At 69.2% G+C, this 18,988-nt stretch carries 19 protein-coding genes; 12 read left to right on the top strand and 7 right to left on the bottom strand.

Annotation, left to right across the window (positions count from 1 at the left end):
* The 4 genes from FJV41_RS36965 to rsmA all read left to right on the top strand — a co-directional run.
* Positions 1 to 788, top strand: a 788-nt coding sequence (locus FJV41_RS36965) for a J domain-containing protein (protein WP_141647307.1), incomplete at its 5' end; no start/stop codon positions are given.
* A 215-nt stretch (positions 789 to 1,003) separates the two neighbouring features.
* Entirely contained in the window at positions 1,004 to 3,667 is a 2,664-nt protein-coding gene (locus FJV41_RS36960) for a response regulator (protein WP_141647306.1), read from the top strand.
* A 57-nt stretch (positions 3,668 to 3,724) separates the two neighbouring features.
* Complete coding sequence (gene tsaD, locus FJV41_RS36955) at positions 3,725 to 4,720, top strand: tRNA (adenosine(37)-N6)-threonylcarbamoyltransferase complex transferase subunit TsaD (protein ID WP_141647305.1); 996 nt, start codon at positions 3,725 to 3,727, stop codon at positions 4,718 to 4,720.
* A 14-nt stretch (positions 4,721 to 4,734) separates the two neighbouring features.
* Complete coding sequence (gene rsmA / locus FJV41_RS36950; RefSeq protein ID WP_141647304.1) at positions 4,735 to 5,616, top strand: 16S rRNA (adenine(1518)-N(6)/adenine(1519)-N(6))-dimethyltransferase RsmA; 882 nt, start codon at positions 4,735 to 4,737, stop codon at positions 5,614 to 5,616.
* 31 nt (positions 5,617 to 5,647) lie between these two features.
* On the opposite strand, the gene FJV41_RS36945 is transcribed toward rsmA, so the two are convergent.
* Positions 5,648 to 5,929 carry a hypothetical protein gene (locus tag FJV41_RS36945; protein ID WP_141647303.1) on the bottom strand — a complete coding sequence of 94 codons (282 nt, stop codon included), beginning with the start codon at positions 5,927 to 5,929 and terminating at the stop codon, positions 5,648 to 5,650.
* Between the two features lie 227 nt (positions 5,930 to 6,156).
* Here FJV41_RS36945 and FJV41_RS36940 point away from each other — a divergent pair, with 227 nt between their 5' ends.
* From FJV41_RS36940 to FJV41_RS36920, 5 genes are all read left to right on the top strand, one after another.
* Complete coding sequence (locus FJV41_RS36940; RefSeq protein ID WP_141647302.1) at positions 6,157 to 6,801, top strand: deoxynucleoside kinase; 645 nt, start codon at positions 6,157 to 6,159, stop codon at positions 6,799 to 6,801.
* Positions 6,802 to 6,966: 165 nt separating this feature from the next.
* Positions 6,967 to 7,893 (top strand): 3-methyl-2-oxobutanoate hydroxymethyltransferase, encoded by a 927-nt coding sequence (gene panB, locus FJV41_RS36935; protein WP_141647301.1) that lies wholly within the window; start codon positions 6,967 to 6,969, stop codon positions 7,891 to 7,893.
* A gap of 2 nt (positions 7,894 to 7,895) precedes the next feature.
* On the top strand, positions 7,896 to 8,750 hold the full coding sequence (gene panC, locus FJV41_RS36930; protein WP_141647300.1) for a pantoate--beta-alanine ligase: 855 nt from the start codon (positions 7,896 to 7,898) through the stop codon (positions 8,748 to 8,750).
* Between the two features lie 16 nt (positions 8,751 to 8,766).
* Positions 8,767 to 9,258 (top strand): SsrA-binding protein SmpB, encoded by a 492-nt coding sequence (gene smpB / locus FJV41_RS36925; RefSeq protein ID WP_141647299.1) that lies wholly within the window; start codon positions 8,767 to 8,769, stop codon positions 9,256 to 9,258.
* Positions 9,259 to 9,290: 32 nt separating this feature from the next.
* Positions 9,291 to 9,824, top strand: coding sequence for a ClpXP protease specificity-enhancing factor SspB (locus tag FJV41_RS36920; RefSeq protein WP_141647298.1), 534 nt, complete (start codon positions 9,291 to 9,293; stop codon positions 9,822 to 9,824).
* A 52-nt stretch (positions 9,825 to 9,876) separates the two neighbouring features.
* On the opposite strand, the gene FJV41_RS36915 is transcribed toward FJV41_RS36920, so the two are convergent.
* The 6 genes from FJV41_RS36915 to FJV41_RS36890 form a co-directional block, all read right to left on the bottom strand.
* Positions 9,877 to 11,811 carry a protein kinase domain-containing protein gene (locus tag FJV41_RS36915; RefSeq protein WP_141647297.1) on the bottom strand — a complete coding sequence of 645 codons (1,935 nt, stop codon included), beginning with the start codon at positions 11,809 to 11,811 and terminating at the stop codon, positions 9,877 to 9,879.
* Between the two features lie 25 nt (positions 11,812 to 11,836).
* A complete protein-coding gene (locus FJV41_RS36910) occupies positions 11,837 to 12,178 on the bottom strand; it encodes a DUF971 domain-containing protein (protein ID WP_141647296.1) in 342 nt (113 codons plus the stop codon).
* Positions 12,179 to 12,248: 70 nt separating this feature from the next.
* Positions 12,249 to 13,955, bottom strand: a complete 1,707-nt coding sequence (locus FJV41_RS36905) for an HD domain-containing phosphohydrolase (RefSeq protein WP_141647295.1) — start codon at positions 13,953 to 13,955, stop codon at positions 12,249 to 12,251.
* A gap of 19 nt (positions 13,956 to 13,974) precedes the next feature.
* The gene (locus FJV41_RS36900; RefSeq protein ID WP_141647294.1) at positions 13,975 to 14,874 is read right to left on the bottom strand and encodes a peptidoglycan-binding protein LysM; all 900 of its coding nucleotides are present in this window, start codon (positions 14,872 to 14,874) and stop codon (positions 13,975 to 13,977) included.
* Positions 14,871 to 15,320, bottom strand: a complete 450-nt coding sequence (locus FJV41_RS36895; protein WP_141647293.1) for a FecR domain-containing protein — start codon at positions 15,318 to 15,320, stop codon at positions 14,871 to 14,873. Before FJV41_RS36895 ends, FJV41_RS36900 begins: the two co-directional genes overlap by 4 nt.
* A gap of 60 nt (positions 15,321 to 15,380) precedes the next feature.
* Positions 15,381 to 16,184 carry a carbon-nitrogen hydrolase family protein gene (locus FJV41_RS36890; protein WP_141647292.1) on the bottom strand — a complete coding sequence of 268 codons (804 nt, stop codon included), beginning with the start codon at positions 16,182 to 16,184 and terminating at the stop codon, positions 15,381 to 15,383.
* A gap of 209 nt (positions 16,185 to 16,393) precedes the next feature.
* Between FJV41_RS36890 and rimP the strand changes: the two genes are divergently transcribed.
* From rimP to FJV41_RS36875, 3 genes are all read left to right on the top strand, one after another.
* The gene (gene rimP, locus FJV41_RS36885) at positions 16,394 to 16,879 is read left to right on the top strand and encodes a ribosome maturation factor RimP (protein ID WP_141647291.1); all 486 of its coding nucleotides are present in this window, start codon (positions 16,394 to 16,396) and stop codon (positions 16,877 to 16,879) included.
* Between the two features lie 61 nt (positions 16,880 to 16,940).
* Positions 16,941 to 18,641, top strand: a complete 1,701-nt coding sequence (nusA, locus tag FJV41_RS36880) for a transcription termination factor NusA (RefSeq protein ID WP_141647290.1) — start codon at positions 16,941 to 16,943, stop codon at positions 18,639 to 18,641.
* 91 nt (positions 18,642 to 18,732) lie between these two features.
* Positions 18,733 to 18,951, top strand: a complete 219-nt coding sequence (locus tag FJV41_RS36875; RefSeq protein ID WP_246137650.1) for a YlxR family protein — start codon at positions 18,733 to 18,735, stop codon at positions 18,949 to 18,951.
* Positions 18,952 to 18,988 lie beyond the last annotated feature (37 nt).

Raw genomic sequence — 18,988 nt, 5'->3', positions numbered from 1 at the left:
CCACCGCTCCGGTCGCCGCCCCCTCCGAGCCCCCCAAGCCGGACGAGGCGCGCCACGCCCAGCAGATCGAGCAGCGCTTCGCCGACATCCAGGCCCGCCGCGACCACTTCTACGTGCTGGGCGTTTCCCAGGACTCAACGAGGGATCAGGTCAAGGCCGCCTTCCTCAGCCTGGCCAAGGTCTTCCACCCGGACCGCCTGCCGCCGACGCTGCCGCACCTCGCGCAGAAGATCACCTCCGTCTTCGAGGGCATCCGCGAGGCGTACGAGGTCCTCTACGACGATGCCCGCCGCAAGGCCTACATCCAGACGCTCCAGGCCCAGCAGTTGATGCCCAAGGCGCCCCAGTCCGGAGGCTCGTCGTCCCGTCCCGCGCCGGGCCGACCGGAGAGCAGCCCCGACGACCTCTACAAGATGGGCGAGGTCTACTTCCGCAAGCGCGACTTCACCACCGCGTCGGACCACTACGAGCGCGCCTACGCGCTGGACCCCAAGGCGACCTACCTGGCCGCGCGCGCCTGGGCCATCTACATGGACCCCGCGCGCAAGGCGGACATGGCCAAGGCCAAGCAGTTGATGGCGGATGCGGTCCGCACCGACCCGAACTGTGACCGTGCCCACTACCAGCTGGGCGTCATTGCCCGCGTGGAGGGCGACATGGACCGGGCCGAGCGCCACTTCCGGGACGCGGTCCGCTCCAACTCCAAGCACCTGGAGGCGAACCAGGAGCTGCGGCTGATCGACATGCGGAAGAAGAACCCACCCAAGAAGGGGGGATTCTTCCGCTGAGGCCGCCTCCGGCGCCCCAGGTCGTACCCCGGCGGATGGGAGCCTCTGCCGGGGGCTCGCGCTACCCTCCGGGGACTGCTCGCACCCCCTGGTTGAACGGGGGGCAGCCAGCTTCCCCGCCGCTCCAACCCATTGACATGCCTGGAAAGCGGGCAGGATGCTCCCCCGCGCCGGGCACTTCCGCGAATCGTCCTCCGTGATGAAAGGCAAGTAACGTGGCCAAGCAGCACCTGCTCCTGGTGGATGGGGACGCGAAGAGTCTTCGCGTGATGGAGGTCAGCCTGAAGAAGGCCGGCTTCTCCGTGACGACGGCCATCCACGGCAAGGACGCCATCGAGAAGGTGCAGATCAGCCCGCCGGATCTGGTGCTCGCGGACACCAAGATGCCGGAGATGGACGGCTTCGAGCTGTGCAAGGCGCTCAAGTCGGATGAGCGCTTCAAGTTCATCCCGTTCGTCTTCCTGACGAGTCAGAAGTCGGTCGAGTTCAAGGTGCGCGGCCTGGAGCTTGGCGGCGACGACTACCTGACCAAGCCGATCTACATCAAAGAGATCGTCACCCGCGTGAAGATGATCCTCCAGAAGGCGGAGAAGGAGAGGATCGAAAAGCGGGAGACGACGAAGGGTGGCTTCGCCGGCAGCCTCGCCGACATGGGCGTGGTGGACCTGGTCCAGACGTTCGAGATTGGCCGCAAGACGGGCGTCATCTCCATCCAGGGCGAGCGCACCGGCACCGTCTACTTCAAGGAAGGTCGCGTCATCGACGCGGAGCTGGGCCGGCTCAAGGGCGAGAACGCCTTCTACCGGTTGCTCAACACCTTCGAGGGCCAGTTCGACGTCCAGTTCACCTCGCTGGACCGGCCCGAGCGCATCGAGATCTCCACGCAGGGCCTGTTGATGGAGGGCATGCGGCGCCTCGACGAGTGGGGGCGCATGCTCGAGCAGCTGCCTCCGCTGGAGACGGTGTTCGAGATCGACTACCACCAGCTCGCCGACCGCCTCTCGGAGATTCCGGACGAGGTGAACGGGCTGTTGCGCCTGTTCGACGGCAAGCGCGCGCTGAGCCGCGTGGTGGAGGACTCGGACTTCGAGGACCTGGCCGCGCTGGGCATCATCAGCAAGCTGTACTTCGAGGGGCTCATCCGTGAGCTGGGCAACGCGCCGCTGGAGCCGGTGCAGAGCACCAAGCCCGGCATCGAGCAGTGGCTCAACGCGGCCCCGCCGCCGAGCGCCCCCGTGGAGCCCGCGCCGCAGGCCCCCGTCGCCGCGCCCGTGGAGCCGGAGCCGCCCGCCGTCGTCGCGCACGTAGAGCCGGAGCCGCCCGCCGTGCGCGCCATGCCGCACAGCGTGCTCGCGCCGCCCGCGGGAGTGGAGGAGGAGCCCGTCACGGCCCCGCCCGAGGAGCACTTCGCTCCCGCGCCGGCGGTGCCCGCCAATGTCGTCGTCTTCCACGCGCGCCCCAAGCGCCAGGGCCCGGCGTACGAAGACCCGGCGGATGCGGATGGCGAAGCGCCCACGCTGCCGCCCGTGGTGGCGGAAGGCTCGTCCTTCCTCGTGGAGCCGCCGCCGGCCCACCGCGCCGTGGAGCATGCGCATCGCAGCCTGCTGCTCGACTGGAGCCGAGTGGACACGGAGGGCATCAGCGCGCCCACGACCTGGGGACCGGGCTCGGTGTGGTCGCCGGGCCCGCGAGGCTTCGGAACAAACGGGGGTTCCTCGGCGCACGCCCTGTCATCGAGCGCTCCCGCCGTGGAGCCCGCGCCCGCGCCGCGCGCCCCCATCTTCGGCGGGGCGGCGGTGGGGCCCAATCCCTTCCCGCCCGTTCCGCCTCCGACGCCCGCGCCTCCGTCTTCCGAGGTGACGCTGGTGAGCGGCGGTGAGTCCTCGTCCGTCGACGTCGACACCATCGCGGAGGTCGAGGAAGTCCCCGCGTCCGCGCCGCCGCAGCTCGCGCTTCCGCCGTACCCGGGGCATGGTGTTCCCGAGCGCCCCGTCGTCGTGCCCGTCATCCCCGAGGAGCCGCCGACGCCGTCCGCGCCGCCTCCGGCCCTGGTCACCCCGGTGACGCCGACGCCCGTCATCACCGCCGCTGCGTCGCCCACGCCGTCCGTGACACCGTCCTCCGACTCCGACGTGGCTCCCGTTCGCCCCAAGCGCACGGGGCTCTACGTCGCGGGGGCGCTGGCCCTCATCGGCGCGGTGGCGGCGGTGGTCGTCATCGGAGGTCGAGGCGAGAAGCCGCAAGACACGCCGCCTCCCGAGCCGCCGAAGGTGGGGACCGTCCAGACGCCTCCTCCGTCCCAGGGCTCGGACGTCGTTCCGCCCGTGCCCACCGAGGCCGACTCGGGCACCCCCGTCGTCGAGGCGCCCGCCACCGCGACGGATTCCGGCACGCTCGTTGTCGAGACGCCCGTGGCCGCCGGGCCGGACGCGGGCACCGCCGTGGTGGAGGCGCCGCCCGCGGTGGCCGACTCCGGCACGCCCCCTCCTCCCGCCGTGGACCCCGAGGTGGAGTACGCGGGGCTCATCAAGCAGGCGCGGTCCGCCACCGTTGGAAGTCGCTACAAGTCCGCGGCGGCGTTCTACCGCAAGGCGCTGCTCTTCAAGCCAGGCTCCACCGAGGCGAAGGCCGGACTGGGCATCGCCCTGGTCAATGGCTTCGAGTCGGACGCGGCCTTCCGCGAGGCCACGAAGCTGCTGATAGAGGTCGTGCGCGATGACGAGCGGAACTCGCGCGCCTGGCTGTCGCTGGGCATGGCCTATCAGTCCATCGGGAAGAATTCCCAGGCGGCCGACGCCTACAAGAAGTATTTGATGCTGGAACCCTCGGGGGCATCCGCCAACGAGGCCCGCGCGATGCTCAAGATGCTTGGCAACTGAGTGGGCGGCGGACCTCCCGGTACCTTCCCCGTCCTGCTGGAAGTGAAGTGAGTCGCCTTGCTCGTCCTCGGCCTGGAAACCTCCTGTGATGAGACCGCCGCCGCCGTCGTGGAGGACGGGCGGCGGGTGCTGTCGGACGTCGTCTCCACCCAGGTGGACATCCACCGGCGCTGGGGCGGCGTGGTGCCGGAGCTGGCCTCCCGCAACCACATCGTCCAGGTGATGCCGGTCATCCACGAGGCCCTGACGCGCGCCCAGAAGACGCTCGACGACGTGGACCTCATCGCCGTCACCTCCGGCCCGGGCCTCATCGGCGCGCTGCTGGTGGGACTCCAGGTGGCCAAGGGGCTGAGCCTCGCCACCGGCAAGCCCTTCGTCGGCGCCAATCACCTGGAGGGCCACCTGCTGGCCATCCGCTTGCTCGAGGATGCACCGGAGCCGCCGTTCCTCGGCCTCGTCGTCTCCGGTGGACACACCAGCCTCTACGACGTTCAGGCGTTCGGCCACTACAAGCTGGTGGGCAGCACGCGCGATGACGCCGCGGGCGAGGCATACGACAAGACGGCGCGAATCCTCGGGTTGCCGTACCCGGGGGGACAGCCCATCGACGAGCTCGCGAAGAAGGGTGACCCGGCGGCCATCCGCTTCCCACGCGCGCTGCCGGGGGACAACTTCGACGTGTCCTTCTCCGGGTTGAAGACGGCGGTGCTCCACCATGTGCAGAAGCAAGGCGTGCCCCAGGGACAGGCGCTGAACGACTTGTGCGCTTCGTTCCAGGAGGCGGTGGCGGACGTGTTGTCGAAGAAGCTGGTGGCCGCCGCGCGTCGGCTGGGCCACCGGAACCTCGTGCTGTGCGGAGGCGTGGCGGCCAACTCGCGCCTGAGGGCGCTGTGTCAGCAGCGCGCCGAGGAGCGGGGGCTGCGCATGTTCCTGCCGCCGGTGCGGTTGTGCACGGACAATGGCGCGATGATCGCCGTCGCGGGGTATGAGGCCTGGCGCCGCGGTCTGCGCGGAGACTTCCGTCTGGCGGCTGACCCCGCCTGGCGCATGTGAGCAAGGACACCCGGTTGGAATCGCCCAGAGACATCCTCAAGCGCCATGGCCTGCGCGCGAAGTACAGCTGGGGCCAGAACTTCCTCGGAGACGAGGAGGCCCTCGAGGCCATCGCGGACGCGCTGAACCTGCGCCCGGGTGAGCCCGTCGTCGAGCTGGGGCCCGGCCTGGGCCACCTCACCCGCTTCCTCGCCGCCACCGGTGCGCTCGTCACCGCGGTGGAGCGGGACAGGGACATGGTGACGGTGCTGGAGAAGGAGGCCATCCCCGGGGTGCGCGTGGTGGCGGGCAACGCCGCCACCGTGGACTTCGCCGAGGTCGCCGGAGCCCCCGAGGTCGCCGTCGCCGGCAACCTTCCGTATCACCTCACCAGCTCCATCCTCTTTCGCGTGCTGGAGCAGCGCGCCCGTGTCTCGCGCGCCGTCTTCACGTTGCAGAAGGAAGTGGTGGAGCGGCTCGCCGCCGAGCCCGGCACGCGCGAGTACGGCCTGCTCACCGTGCTGCTCGGGCTGCACTTCGACGCGGAGAATGTCCTCACGCTGGAGGCGTGGCGTTTCCATCCGCCGCCGAAGGTGGACTCCGCGGTGCTGTCACTCACGCGCCGCAAGACGCCGCGCGCGCCCATCATCGACGAGGCGCGCTTCACCCGCGTGGTGAAGGCGTCGTTCGCCCAGCGCCGCAAGACGCTGCTCAACTCGCTCAAGTCCGACAAGTCGCTCGGCACGCCCGCGGTGATGCTGGCCGCGCTGGAGACGGCGGGAATCGACCCGATGCGCCGCGCGGAGACGCTCGCGCCGGAGGAGTTCGCCGCGATAGAGCGCGCGCTCGGCCCCGTGGCTCCGGGCATGGTGACGCCCAAGGTGGACCTGTCCGACGAGGGTGGGGCGGAGGAGTAGGGGAGGGGCGGGCACTCGCCCGCCTGCCTGACTACCTGCAGCGCGTTCCGAGGGCCTGGAGCAGCCCGCCCTGTTGCTCCAGGAACGCGCGGAACTCCGCCTCCGGGATTCGCATGCGGGCCAGCACGTCGCGGAGGATTTCCTCCACGGTGCCGTCCTTGCGCCGCTTCAGCTCCAGGGCCGTCTTCAACAGCACCACGCCGTAGAGCGGGTCTGCTTCCACGGGAGGCTGCTCTGCCGGTGCCTTGGGCGCGGCGCTCTGGCGGGCCTCTTCGAGCCGCACCACCGTCTTCGCCCGCTGCCTTCCACTCATGACTGAAGGGCACCCCGCGCACACACCATGGAATCGGCGCGACCGTAAGGGGATGCCCCCCACAGCGTCAAGCGAGCGCTGGGGGTTCCCGTCATCGCCCAGGCCGTGGAAAATTGCCGATCCATCCGGCCATGTTGTGTTATCCGCGCCCCCACGCGAGGCCCCGCGTCCTCGTCAGAGGCGGGCATGGGCCGCACCGCGCATTCCGGGTCGGGAGGCCTCGGCGGATGGACTACCGGTACATCGTGGTCGAGGGGCCCATTGGCGTCGGAAAGACGAGCCTCTCCAACATCCTCTCGGAGCGGCTGAGCGCGCGGCGCGTCCTCGAAGTCGTGGAGGAGAACCCCTTCCTCTCCAACTTCTATACGGACCGGCAGAAGTTCGGGTTCCAGACGCAGATCTTCTTCCTCCTGTCGCGCTTCCGGCAGCAGCAGGAGCTGTTCCAGCAGGACCTCTTCCGCTCCGTCACGGTCAGCGACTACCTGTTCGCCAAGGACCGCATCTTCGCCCACCTCAACCTGGACGCCCACGAGCTGGCCCTCTACGAGCGCGTCTTCGAGGCGCTCGGGCCTCGCGTCACCAAGCCCGACGTCGTCGTCTACCTCCAGGCCCGCCTGGACGTGCTGCTCCAGCGCATCAAGAAGCGGGGCCGCGAGTTCGAACGCAAGTTCGACTCCACGTACCTGGAGGGCCTCGTCCACGCGTACAACAACTTCTTCTTCCACTACACGGAGACGCCGCTCCTCGTGGTGGATACGTCGGATATTGATTTCGTGAATAACGAGGCGGACCGGGAAGACCTGCTCGCCGCCATCCGGAAGGCGAAGCCGGGGACGCAGCACTACCTCCCCAAGGCATCCCGGCGGCCCTGATTTCGGGCTCCTGGTGGGTTGCCCGCTGATGAAGTCCCACGGGCGCCCTGGGGGCGTTAGACTGCTGGGGCCGACTTCGTGGCTTCCGGCGATCCCTTCCTGGGACGGCGAGGGGCAGCGAAGCGGCTTGAGCCGTATCCACCCTCACCCATCAGGAGGTGAACCGTGAAGGACAAGGTCACCATCCATTCGCTGAAGCGCTTCAAGCAGATCGGCCAGAAGATCTGCATGGTCACCGCTTACGACGCCACGTTCGCCCACATCCTGGACCAATCGGGTGCGGACGTATTGCTCGTCGGTGACTCGCTGGGCATGGTCGTCCAGGGACATGACTCCACGCTGCCCGTGACGATGGACCAGATGGTCTACCACTCGGCGGCCGTCACCCGGGGCGCCAGGAGGGCGCACGTGGTGGGAGACCTGCCCTTCTTGAGCTACCAGGTCTCCGCGCATGAGGCCGTCCGCAACGCGGGCCGGCTGGTGACGGAAGGCGGCGTGGGCAGCGTGAAGCTCGAGGGTGGCGCCGAGTTCGCGGACGTCGTCCGCGCCATCGTCCGCGCCAGCATCCCCGTCATGGGGCACCTGGGGCTGACGCCTCAGTCGGTCCACAAGATGGGCGGCTATGTCGTCCAGGGCCGCGACGAGGAGCAGGCGCGCAAGATTCTCGACGATGCGCTGGCCCTGGAGGCCGCAGGCGCCTACGCGCTGGTGCTGGAGGGCGTGCCGCTGGAGCTGGCGCGCACGATTACGCAGAGCCTGAGCATCCCCACCATCGGCATTGGCGCGGGACGTTATTGCGACGGACAGGTGCTCGTCTGTTACGACCTCTTGGGAATGAACCCGGACTTCAAGCCCAAGTTCGTCAAGCGCTACGCCAACCTGCACGGCTCCATCACCGAGGCCGCCGGCGCGTTCTTCACGGAGATCCGCCAGGGCGCGTTCCCGGACGAGGACCACTCGTTCAAGGCGAGCAAGAGCATCCGCCTGGTGGCCCCTGCGGCCCTGGGCGCGGGCAAGGCCCTCGAGGGCGAGGTCGCATCTCCCGCCGAGGGTGAGGAGAAGGTCGGCCCCGTCTACGGGATTCCGGTCTAGCCATGGCGCCCGCCGTCCTCCGCACCGTGGATGAAGTGAAGACGTGGGCGGCGGGGCTGCGCCGTGAGGGGCGCCGGCTCGCGCTGGTGCCCACCATGGGCTTCTTGCACGAAGGGCACCTCTCGCTCATCCGCGAGGGGCGCCGTCGCGCCGACGTGGTGGCCGTCTCCATCTTCGTCAATCCCACCCAGTTCGGTCCCCGCGAGGACCTCTCGCGTTATCCCCGCGACTTCGACGGCGACCTGTCCAAGTGTGGCGAAGCGGGCGCCGACGTCGTCTTCGCGCCCGTGCCCGAGGCCATGTACCCGCCCGGCTACGAGACCTACGTCGAGGTGACGGAGGTCAGCCAGGGCCTGTGTGGCGCCCGCCGTCCGGGGCATTTCCGGGGCGTGGCCACCATCGTCACCCAGTTGCTGGCGCTCTTCCGGCCCGACGCGGCCTTGTTCGGGGAGAAGGACTACCAGCAGCTCCAGGTCATCCGGGCGCTCAACCGGGACCTGCACCTGGGCGCGGACATCGTCGGGATGCCGACGGTTCGCGAGCCCGACGGGCTGGCGATGAGCAGCCGAAATGCCTACCTGTCCTCCGAGGAGCGGCAGCGAGCGCTGTCCCTGTCGCGAGGCCTCCGGGCCGCGCTGACGTTGCTTCAGGGCGGCAGGCGGGATGCGGAGGCGTTGACGGGCGCTGTCCGGCACGAGCTGTCGTCCGCCGGGCTGCGTGAGGACTACGTGGAGCTGGTGGACGCCCAGCGACTCACTCCGCTCACGTCGGTGGCCCCCGGACAGGCCGCTCGGCTGCTGGTGGCGGCCTTCAGCGGCAATACACGCCTCATCGACAACATGGCGCTTGGCGGTTAGGAGACCCAGGACACGTATGGCATCGGGTGGAAAGTCGAAGGGGCCGGCTGGCGGCGAGCAGGGAATCAAGGTCGTCGCCGAGAACCGGCGTGCGCGCTTCGACTACACCGTGGACGAAAAGGTGGAAGCCGGTCTGGAGCTGACGGGAAGCGAGGTGAAGTCGCTGCGACAAGGGGAGGCCAACCTCTCGGACGCGTACGCCCTGCCCAAGGGCAGTGAGCTGTTCTTGCTCAATGCCCACATCGGTTCCTACAAGTCCGCCAGTGTGTTCGACCATCTGCCCACGCGCGGCCGGAAGCTGCTGATGCACCGGGCCGAGATTGACCGGTGGACCACCAAGGTGCGGGAGCGTGGTTATTCCATCATCCCGCTTGTGCTGTATTTCAAGCAGGGGCGCGCCAAGGTGGAGCTGGGGCTCTGTCGGGGCAAGACACACGAAGACAGACGCCACGATATCAAGGAACGGGAGACGAAGCGGGAGATGGACCGGGCCGTGCGCCGTCGTTGAGCGCGCCCGCATTTCTCTCCGCCGTACACCGGATGGACGACACGAAGGATTTGGACAAGAAGGAGCGGCTGCTCGCCTCGCTGGACCAGGGGATGGTGATGATCCACCTGGACGCGCGAAGGCCGGGCGTGCTCGTTCCCGCATCACTCCGGGGAGAGGCCCATCTGCGCCTCAACCTGTCGTACCGCTTCGACCCACCGGACCTCACGGTGGGCGAGTGGGGTGTGCGTTGCACGTTGAGTTTCTCGGGCTCGCGCTTCACGGTGGCGGTGCCGTGGTCGGCGCTGTTCGCCATCGCCAGCCACGTGACGAAGGAGTCGTGGATGTACATGGAGGACATGCCACCGGAGCTGCTTCAGCAGCCCGCCGCCGCGCGTCCTCCGCCGCAGCCGCTCCCCGTCCCCGTGGCCGCCGAGCGTCCTCGCACCTTCCTGCGCGAAGTGCCCACCGAGCCCGTGGATGAGGTGGCGCCACCGCCACCGACTCCGTCGGAAGTCCCGCCGCCCGAAGGGCCGAAGGACGACTCGCCTCCGCCGCGTCGGAGTCACCTGCGTCTGGTGAAGTGAGCGAATCTTGTGGGCCACGCGACACGGCGTGGCCCGCGCGGGGTGATGCTCCTCAGCGCTGCAGCTTCACTTCGAGCTGCGCGGCCTTGGCTCCGGGGAAGGTGCCCTTCCAGGTGCGGTAGCCCTTGTGGCGCACCTGCACGGAGACAGGGCCCGCCGGATACAGGTTGTCGAGCGCGAGGGGCGTCGTCCCCACGGGCTTGTCGTCCACCAGCACCGTCGCACCCGAGGGCTCGCTCATGAGCATGAGCACGGGCGCGGCCATGGGCTGATTCACGCTGGCCATGAGTCGCCCCGTGAGTTGGGTGCGGTGGGGCCAGAGCCACACGCTGCCGCCCACCGCCGCCGCGAGGCCCACGAGCGCGATGACATATCGACCCCAGCGTTTCGGGACGCTGGAGGCGGGCACCGCGTCGAAGGTGCTCTCCGGACGCGGAGCGCGTTCTTCCAGCTCCAGGGCCTCCGGGCCCGCGCGAAGCACGCTCGGCGCCGAGGGCCTGCGCGGTGCGCCTTCGATGCTGTCGGCGAGGGACTGCGTGCCGGAGGCCACCTCTCGAAGAACAGGTTGCGGCGGGGGACGCCGCGCGGAGGCGGCAGATACTCCGACCACGGCGCTGCCTTGAGGCCCCGGAGGTGTCGTCCCGTAGAGCTTCGTCTTGGCGACCGGTGCAGGCGGCGCGGCGACGTTTCCGGGCGAAGGGCCACGAGCGGGGGGCGGAGCGTGGCTCCCCTTCGAATGGCTGGGAGCGCCCTGAGACGCGGGCGCATGCGAGGACTCATCCCCGAAGGAGGGAAATGCATCCGCCGCGAGAAACCCGGAGCCATGCTCATCCGGAGTCGAGAATGCGCCCGGGGCCGGTGGTGCGAGCCGTGCGGCACAGACGGCGCAGGGCGCGCGAGGTGCGGACAACGGCGAGCCACAGCGAACGCAGCGGTGGATGAGCCGTCCACTCGAGCTCAGCTCGATACCCGCCAGCTCCGAGGCCTCGTCCGCCTCCGACGAGAAGGGAGGCACTTCCGGAGCGAGCGACATCGACGGGGCAGATTCCGACGACGCGTCGCTGGCTGTCTCGCCCTGCTCCTTCAGCGTGGGAGGCAAGGGCAGCGTGGACAGGAAGGCGGTGAGGGCATGCGCGGTCGCGGGTTCACCCGACCGGGCGAGCCACCGCGCGAGCACCTCGGCCACGGCCTCTGGTGAGGCAAAGCGAGCCTCGGGCGCGCGGGCCATCATGCGCTGCACCGCGGCGGCGAGCGGCGCGGGCACGTCCGGTGGTAGCGGCGGCACGTCCCGCGAGACGATGGCCACCGCGACGGAGCCCGGTTGCGACGTGGCCGCGAAGGGATGCGCGCCGGTGAGCAGCTCATGGAAGACGATGCCCAGGGAGAACTGGTCGCTCAGCGCGGTGGCGGGTTCTCCCTGGAGGACCTCGGGGGCGCTGTAGGCCTCCTTGCCCTTGAAGAGCCCCGGTTCGGTGAAGGACGCACCGTTGAACCGCGCGATGCCGAAGTCCGTCACCTTCACCTCGCCCTCGCGGGACACGAGGATGTTGGACGGAGACACGTCCCGGTGCGCCACCAACAGTGGACGACCCTCGTGGAGCTTGCGGTAGGCGTGGTGCAGGCCCGCGAGCGCCTGGAGCGTGACGAAGGCCGCGAGGTGCGGAGGAAAGCGCTGTCGCTGCCGCGCGGCGAGGCGCAGCAACACGCCCAAATCCCACCCGTCCACCAGCTCCATCACCAGGAAGAGGCCCGAGGGGCTCTCGCCCACGTCGAACACGGTGGCGATGTTCTGGTGCTGCAACTGTGTGGCGAGTCGGGCCTCGGCCAGGAACATCCGCGCGATGTCGGGCTCCTGGGCCAGGTGCGGGAGGATGCGCTTGATGGCGACGGTGCGCTCGAAGCCCTCCGCGCCCCGAGCCACGCCGAGGAACAGCTCCGCCATGCCTCCGGAGGCCAGGGGCCTGACGAGCCGATAGCGTTCGTTCACGGCGGGCTCTCCGGGGCAGCCGCTCTCAGGCGGTGGGGGGCTGGGTGAGGTCGCGCAGCAGCTTCCAGGGGTAGATGCCGGTGGTGTGGCCATCGCTGAAGGCGAAAGTCAGCGCGTAGTTGCCCACCGGGTGGACCTGCTTGACGCGCAGGTCCGCGGGCACCTTGGTCTGGTCCAGCGTGCGCTGGTTCGTCCACTCGTCCACGCAGCCAGCGCAGGGGCACTGCTGACGGAGCGTCTGTGCGGAGACGCCCGATTTCGTGCCGTCGTCCCACGTCAGCTCCAGGTGGGAGCCGTCGGGTGACAGGCGGGCGTCCGTCGCGGTGGCGGAGGGAGTCGAGGGTTTGATGCGGTCCCAGAAGCTCAACGTTGCACCTTTCGAAATCTCAACAGCGGTGCGCCCTCCCTAGCATCCTTCCGGGTCGGGGGCGCGCGACTCACGAGGCGAGCTTGACGGGCAGCCGGTGGCCTTCCAGCCGCACGCCCTTCTTGGCCACCACCCGTTGCAGGGCCGCCACCACCTGCGGGTCCAACTGCGCGCCGGTGAGGCTGTCGAGAATCTCCATCGCCTTCTCCAGCGGCATGGCCTTCTGATACGGGCGCGTGGAGGTGCAGGCGTCGAAGGTGTCCGCGCAGGCGACGATGCGGGCCAGCAGGGGAATGTCGTCGCCTCGGAGCTTGTCGGGATAGCCCGTGCCGTCCCACCGCTCGTGGTGGTGGCGCACGCACGCGCGCACCGCGCCCAGGAAGCTCACCGGGCCGATGATGGCGTCGCCGATGGCCGGGTGCTCGCGCATGATGGCCATCTCCTGGTCTGTCAGCTTCGTCTGCTTGCAGAGGATGGACTCGACGATGCCAATCTTGCCGATGTCGTGGAGGATGCCGCCGTACTGGAGCTGTCGCAGCTCGCGCTCGGTGAGGTTCAGCTCCCGGCCAATCTCCACCGACAGGTCACCCACCCGCTGGCTGTGGCCGCGCGTGTACGCGTCCTTGGAGTCGATGGAGTTGGCCAGCGCGACGATGGTCTCGAGATAGCCCTTCTCCAGGCTCTCGTAGAGACCGCGGTTCTCCATGTCGTACGCGAGCAGCTGCTTGCTCATGTAGTTGAACGTCTGGGCCAGCTCGCCCACCTCGTTCTTCTGCGGAATCTTCACCTCCACGCCGAACTTCCCGCGCGCCAGCTCCAGGGCGCCGTCGGTGAAGACCTTCAGGGGGCGGGTGAGGTTGCGCGAGAAGAGGGCCGCCATCACCAGGGCGACGAGGATGGCCGCGCCCAGCCCCAGGAGGATGCGGCGCTCCATCGTCTCCACCTGGCGATAGGCGTGCTCCACCGGCTGCTCGGAGACGATGGCCCAGCCCGTCTCGGGCAGCACGGTGTATGCCGCCACCACCGCGTCGCGGCCCTCGCCGAAGTTGCCCACGTGGAACAGCTCCGCGTCGGGCGTGCTGGCCAACTGCCGCAGCAGGTGCGCCACGGGGCTGCGCTGGGAGACATCTCCGCCCAGCGCCGCCACGCCGCCTCCTCCGACGACGAGGTGGCCGCGATGGTCCGACAGGTACGCGAAGCCCGTGCTGCCCACGCGCTCCTGCTCCAGCATCTGTCGCAGGCCCGCCAGTGACAGGTCCGCGGTGATGAAGCCCTTCACCGGTTCGCCCACGGGGAACGCCAGCGTCACCACCGGACCACCGCCGCCGGTCGCCACCACGTCGGAGTAGCGAGGCCCCTCCATGCCGCCCTCGAGCAGCGCGTGACCGCGCTCCTCGTGCGAGGCGAGCGCGGTGGGCGGCACGTCGTGACGCGAGAAGGCCTGGAGTCCAGGGAGTCGCTTCCCATCCGGGCCGAAGACGGTGAGGGCCAGCACTTCGCGTCGCTGGGAGAGCACCGAGGCCAGGTGCGTCTGCTGCGCTTCCAGGGGCAAGCCGAAGAAGTCCGGAACGCGGGCCAGGCCCATGACGGCTTCGGTGGGCTCGCCCAGGAAGATTTCGGCCTTGAGCCGCAGCTGCTTCACGCGCTCCTGCGCCAGCTCCTGCGCGTCGCGCACCAGCAGCTCACGGGTATGTGTGACGGACAGCCACCCCACCATCAGCGTGGGGACGATGCTCACCACGAGCATCAACAGGAGGATGGCTTTGAACAGGCGCACGGGGCGACTCCTCCAGGGACTACTGCCACTGGCCCTTCTGGACTTCGAGTTTGAGTCGCTCGGGGACGAGCTCGAACCGACGGACCACCGACGGCTCGGACCGGCCCGAGGCGCCCACTGCCCGCACCGTCCACCAGTAACGCCCCGCGGGCAGCACTGGCAGCTTCAGCTCTGGCGACGTGGCCGTCTGCGTGACGACGGCCGCGCCCTGCATGTCTCGGGCGACTTCGACCTCATAACGCTCCACGCCCGTCACCGCCGCCCACGTCAGCTTCACCGGACCCAGGTGTCCCTTCGCGTCTGCGCGTCGCTTCAGCACCGCGCCCTGCTCGGGCTGCTCGGGCTGGGGAGGCGCGAGCGGCGTGGCGGGGACTACGGGAGGTCGTCCCTTCTCCACGAGCACGGTTTCACCTGGGGCGACGGGCCGCGTGACGCCCTCGGCCTCCACGCGGACCGGCGGGCCTCGGGTGACGCTGACGGTGGTGGTGCCCGCGTCCGGCTCCACGTGCACGCTGAAGGTGGAAGGGTGGGGCGCTCGCCCCCCGGACACCAGCGTCCCGGCCGCATTGGCCGCCTCGGACGCCTGCGCATAACGCGCGGTGCGGAAGTAGACCTCGGCTTCACTCAGCCGTGCCTCCGCTTCCGGCAGGACTCCGGTGCCCTTGGCCTGTGCGACGAGGGTACGCGCCGTCTCCAGGGCCTTGAGGGCCAGCCCCCGCTCCTGACCGGGGAGCTTCAGCCGCGTGCCCGGCGCGACGGCATCCGAGGACAGGCTGTTGAGGGCGCGCAGCTCCGCGGTGGCGTTCGCGTCTCCGAGCACGCGCTCGGCCACTTCCCGCAGGGACTCCTGGGGTCCCACCACGGTGGTGTCCGGGGGCGCGGCGCTCAGCCACGCGAGCAGGAGCAGTGCCGTCTTCATTGGAAGACAATCTCCCTTCCTGCCTGGATGGTGGCCGCGGGGGTGTTGACGGAGAGCGACTGCGTGGAGGGGCGCTCCAGTTCCGCGTCGATGCGGCCGCGCAGCACCGTCAGGTCCGTGCGCGGACGGCCCGGCCTCGGACGCGTCTCCGCGATTCCAATGAGCGAGTCACCGCCCAGGTGCACCATGCTCCCGTTGCCGCTGAAGACGAGGTCCGCGCCCGCGCCCGCCTCGGTGCGCACCTTGTCGTTCTCGAACAAGGGGACGCCGTCGCTGGCGGTGCTCCACTCGTCGGCGATGGAGCGTTTGATTTGGACGTTCCCTTTCAACCCTCGCAGGTGCGCGCGGGGCACGGGCGCCGGAGTCGTGGACGTCGTGGGCACGGCGGGCGCGTCCTCGGCGGTGCAGCCGAGCGGCGAAGCCGGGAGCGCGAGCGCGAGCAGCATGGGAAGCCAACGTCGACCATTCACGAGAAGGGGACCGTCCGGAAATCAGGTTCCCCCAGGCTAGTCCAATCGGCGGTGTCGCAGGCAGGGGAGGTCGCGACGGATGCGCGCTTGGAGTTCCAGGTCCACCGGCGCGACGGCCAGGCCCTCGCCCTCCGACGCCCTCGCCGTCACCAACCCCCAGGGGTCCACCACCATGGCGTGGCCGTACGTCTGCCGTTGCGCCGAATGCCTGCCGCCCTGGGCGGGCGCCAGCACGTACGCCTGGTTTTCGATGGCGCGCGCCCGCAGCAGCACCTCCCAGTGGTCCTTGCCCGTCATCATCGTGAAGGCCGCCGGCACCGCCAGCAGCGTCGCCCCGTCCTTGGACAGCCGGCGGTACAGCTCAGGGAATCTCAAATCGTAGCAAACCGAGAGCCCGAGCCGCCCCACCTCCGTGTCCGCCGCGACGACCTCCGTCCCCGGCGCCACCGCCGCGGACTCCTGATAGGTCGCACCATCCCCCACCTCGACGTCGAACAGGTGCATCTTCCGGTAGACGGCCCGTCGCTCGCCATCCGGGCCGAAGAGGACGCTGGTGTTGTAGAGCCGCCCGCCAGGGGCGCCGGTCTCCAGGATGCTGCCCGCCAGGAGCGTCACCTTCCGCTCGCGCGCCAGCTCCGCCATCCGGGCGAGGGTGGGGCCATCCAGGCCCTCCGCCGCGCCCTGCCGTTCGGGCTCGGGTCCCATCCAGGAGAAGTTCTCTGGCAGTCCCACCAGGCGGGCGCCCAGGTCGCAGGCGCGCCGGACGAGCCGGGTGGCGACTTCCACGTTGTGGGCCTTGTCCGCGGTGGACACCATCTGGGCGGCGGCGATGAGGTGCATGGACGCGTTATAACGCCCGCCCGGCACGCGGAACCCCTGGGAATTCCTTGCCCTGTTGGCCAGGTTTCACGGGACCCGAGAGGGAGCGTCCTTCCTTTACACCCCGCTGGGGCGTGTGTTACGGACGCGCCCGACATTTTTCGATGTGCACCTCGAAAAGTGGGCCGCCGTGCCCGCTTTTCGCGTTTTTGGAGCCTGGTTTCCCAGTTATGTCGGAGAAGAACCTCAAGCAGACGGTGGAGGAACGGGCCCTTTCGGTGCTCGAGCCCCTCGTTGCGGGCGAGGGCCTGGAGCTCGTGGACCTGGAGTTCATCCGGGAACGCGAGGGCTGGGTGTTGCGGCTCTTCATCGACAAGCCAGGGGGCCGGGTGGGACTGGACGAGTGCAGTCAGGTGTCCCGCGCGGTGGACCCGGTGCTGGACGTGGAGGACTTCATTCCCCACGAGTACAGCCTGGAGGTCTCCAGCCCCGGGGTGGACCGGCCGTTGAGGAAGCCGACCCACTTCGCGCAAGTTCAGGGGCAGAAGGTGAAAGTGAAGACGTTCGGGCCGGTGGGCGAGCCGCCGCGAAAGAGCTTCACTGGCACGCTGACCGGGGTGGCGGGCGACAGTATCTCGGTGGAGGTGGAAGGTGCCGGAACCTTCCACATCCTCTTCAAGGACATCGCCAAGGCGAACCTGGAGTTCGAGTTCTAGACGTCGACATACAGGGCACCCTGCCGCGCGGGGGGCCCGTGGACCCATTCAGGAGAAGACAATGCCTACGCAACAAGCCAACCCGACCGTCAACCTCAACCTTGTCCTGGACCAGGTCGCCAAGGACAAGGGCATCGACCGGGCTGTGCTGATTGCCACCCTCGAGGATGCGATGAAGACCGCGGCCAAGAAGCACTTTGGCCAGGACCGCAACCTCGAGGCCAAGTACGACGCGGACAAGGGCGTGGTGGAGCTGTTCCAGGCCATCACCGTGGTCGAGGAGATCACCGACCCGGTTCAAGCGGTCAATCAGATCAACCTGACCGAGTCGCACAAGAAGGGCATGGAAGTGGAGCCCGGCGACGAGCTCGTCTTCCAGATCTTCTACCGGGACGAGGACGCCAACGAGGCCAAGGCCCAGGACGACCAGTACGGCGACATCCTCCGGCTGAAGACCTTCCGCCGCGGCTTCGGCCGCATCGCCGCGCAGACGGCCAAGCAGGTCATCCTGCAGCGCACGCGGGACGCGGAGCGCGAGAACGTCTTCAACGAGTACAAGGACCGCAAGAACGAGATCGTCACCGGCATCGCCCGCCGGTTCGAGCGCGGCAACATCATCGTGGACCTGGGCCGCGCCGAGGCCGTGCTGCCGGTGCGCGAGCAGGTCCCGCGAGAGACGTACCGCCCCGGCGACCGCGTCCAGGCCTACGTGCTGGACGTGCTGCGCGAGTCCAAGGGCCCGCAGATCGTCCTCAGCCGCGCCTCCGTGAACCTGCTCACCAAGCTGTTCGAGATGGAGGTGCCCGAAATCGCCGAGGGCATCGTCGTCATCGAGGCGGCCGCGCGTGAGCCGGGTGGCCGCGCGAAGATCGCCGTCTCCAGCCGCGACTCGGACGTGGATCCGGTGGGCGCGTGCGTGGGCATGAAGGGCAGCCGCGTGCAGGCGGTGGTGCAGGAGCTGCGCGGGGAGAAGATCGACATCGTCCCGTACGATGAAGACCCGGCGCGCTTCGTGTGCTCGGCGCTGGCGCCCGCGGAGGTCAGCCGCGTCATCATCGACGAGGCCAACCACGCCATGGAGCTCATCGTCCCGGACGACCAGCTCAGCCTGGCCATTGGCCGGCGCGGACAGAACGTGCGCCTGGCGGCCCAGCTGACGGGCTGGAAGCTGGACATCAACAGCGAGAGCCGCGTGCGCGAGATGCGCGAGTTCGCCAGCCGCTCGCTGGGCGCGCTGCCGGGCGTCAACGAGATGCTGGTGGAGACGCTCTACGCCCACGGCTTCCGGCAGGCCCGGGACGTGGCGGAGGCCAACGCGGAGATGCTGGCGCAGATCCCCGGTGTGGACCCCGCCCGTGTCCCCTCCATGCAGGAGGAGGCCCGCAGGCGCATGGTGGAAGACCAGGCGGAGCTGTCCCGCATGGATTATGAAAGGGAGCAGGCCCGGCTGGCCGAGGCGCGCCGCCACCCCGACGAGCTGTCCCAGACCGAGCGCATGGCTCGCGTGCGCGGCGTTGGCGAGAAGACCATCGAACAGCTCGTGGCGTCCGGCTACCGCACGGTGGAGGACATCGCCAACGAGAAGGACCTGGCGAAGCTGGGCGACGTTCCGGGTGTGGGCATCAAGAAGGCCCGCCAGCTCAAGAGCGCGGCGGAAAACTACCTCGTGGAGGAGGCCAAGCTGCGCACGGAGCTGAACGCCGAGCGCGGTATTACGACGGCGACCCTGGACGGTGGCGCGGAAGCCACCAAGTCGCCGTAAGCTAGGAATAGTGAAGAGGAGAGGGGATGTGGGGCGCCCAGCAGGTCGCTTGGTACCAGCGGAGCAGAGCGCGCGGTCAGGCCCGGTCCGGATGTGCGTCGGATGCGGGTCCAAGCGACCGCAGGCGGAGCTCACCCGGTTCGTGATAGGGCCTGGGGGCGCTGTCGTGGTGGACAGGGAGCGGCGGCTGCCCGGACGGGGCGCCTACCTGTGCGGTGTCGGTTGTATGACGGCAGCGCTGAAGCGGAAGGCGTTTGGTCGGGCCTTTCGCGGGAAGGCGGGGTTGGTAGACCCGTCGCAGCTCGGGTAGGCATAGGAGCCTGCGCCATGAGGGCGGAGGGGTGTTG

Source organism: Myxococcus llanfairpwllgwyngyllgogerychwyrndrobwllllantysiliogogogochensis, from assembly GCF_006636215.1.
Taxonomy (GTDB): domain Bacteria; phylum Myxococcota; class Myxococcia; order Myxococcales; family Myxococcaceae; genus Myxococcus; species Myxococcus llanfairpwllgwyngyllgogerychwyrndrobwllllantysiliogogogochensis.
The sequence above is the reverse complement of the archived record's forward strand: the minus strand, read 5'-3'. Positions and strand labels throughout refer to the sequence as shown.

Bases quoted from the DNA above. Each gene is read 5' to 3' on its own strand.
- FJV41_RS36945 (WP_141647303.1), bottom strand. From the start codon at position 5,929: ATGAGTGGAAGGCAGCGGGCGAAGACGGTGGTGCGGCTCGAAGAGGCC.
- FJV41_RS36940 (WP_141647302.1), top strand. From the start codon at position 6,157: ATGGACTACCGGTACATCGTGGTCGAGGGGCCCATTGGCGTCGGAAAG.
- panC (WP_141647300.1), top strand. From the start codon at position 7,896: ATGGCGCCCGCCGTCCTCCGCACCGTGGATGAAGTGAAGACGTGGGCG.
- smpB (WP_141647299.1), top strand. From the start codon at position 8,767: ATGGCATCGGGTGGAAAGTCGAAGGGGCCGGCTGGCGGCGAGCAGGGA.
- FJV41_RS36920 (WP_141647298.1), top strand. From the start codon at position 9,291: ATGGACGACACGAAGGATTTGGACAAGAAGGAGCGGCTGCTCGCCTCG.
- FJV41_RS36900 (WP_141647294.1), bottom strand. From the start codon at position 14,874: ATGAAGACGGCACTGCTCCTGCTCGCGTGGCTGAGCGCCGCGCCCCCG.
- FJV41_RS36895 (WP_141647293.1), bottom strand. From the start codon at position 15,320: ATGCTGCTCGCGCTCGCGCTCCCGGCTTCGCCGCTCGGCTGCACCGCC.
- FJV41_RS36890 (WP_141647292.1), bottom strand. From the start codon at position 16,184: ATGCACCTCATCGCCGCCGCCCAGATGGTGTCCACCGCGGACAAGGCC.
- rimP (WP_141647291.1), top strand. From the start codon at position 16,394: ATGTCGGAGAAGAACCTCAAGCAGACGGTGGAGGAACGGGCCCTTTCG.
- nusA (WP_141647290.1), top strand. From the start codon at position 16,941: ATGCCTACGCAACAAGCCAACCCGACCGTCAACCTCAACCTTGTCCTG.
- FJV41_RS36875 (WP_246137650.1), top strand. From the start codon at position 18,733: ATGTGCGTCGGATGCGGGTCCAAGCGACCGCAGGCGGAGCTCACCCGG.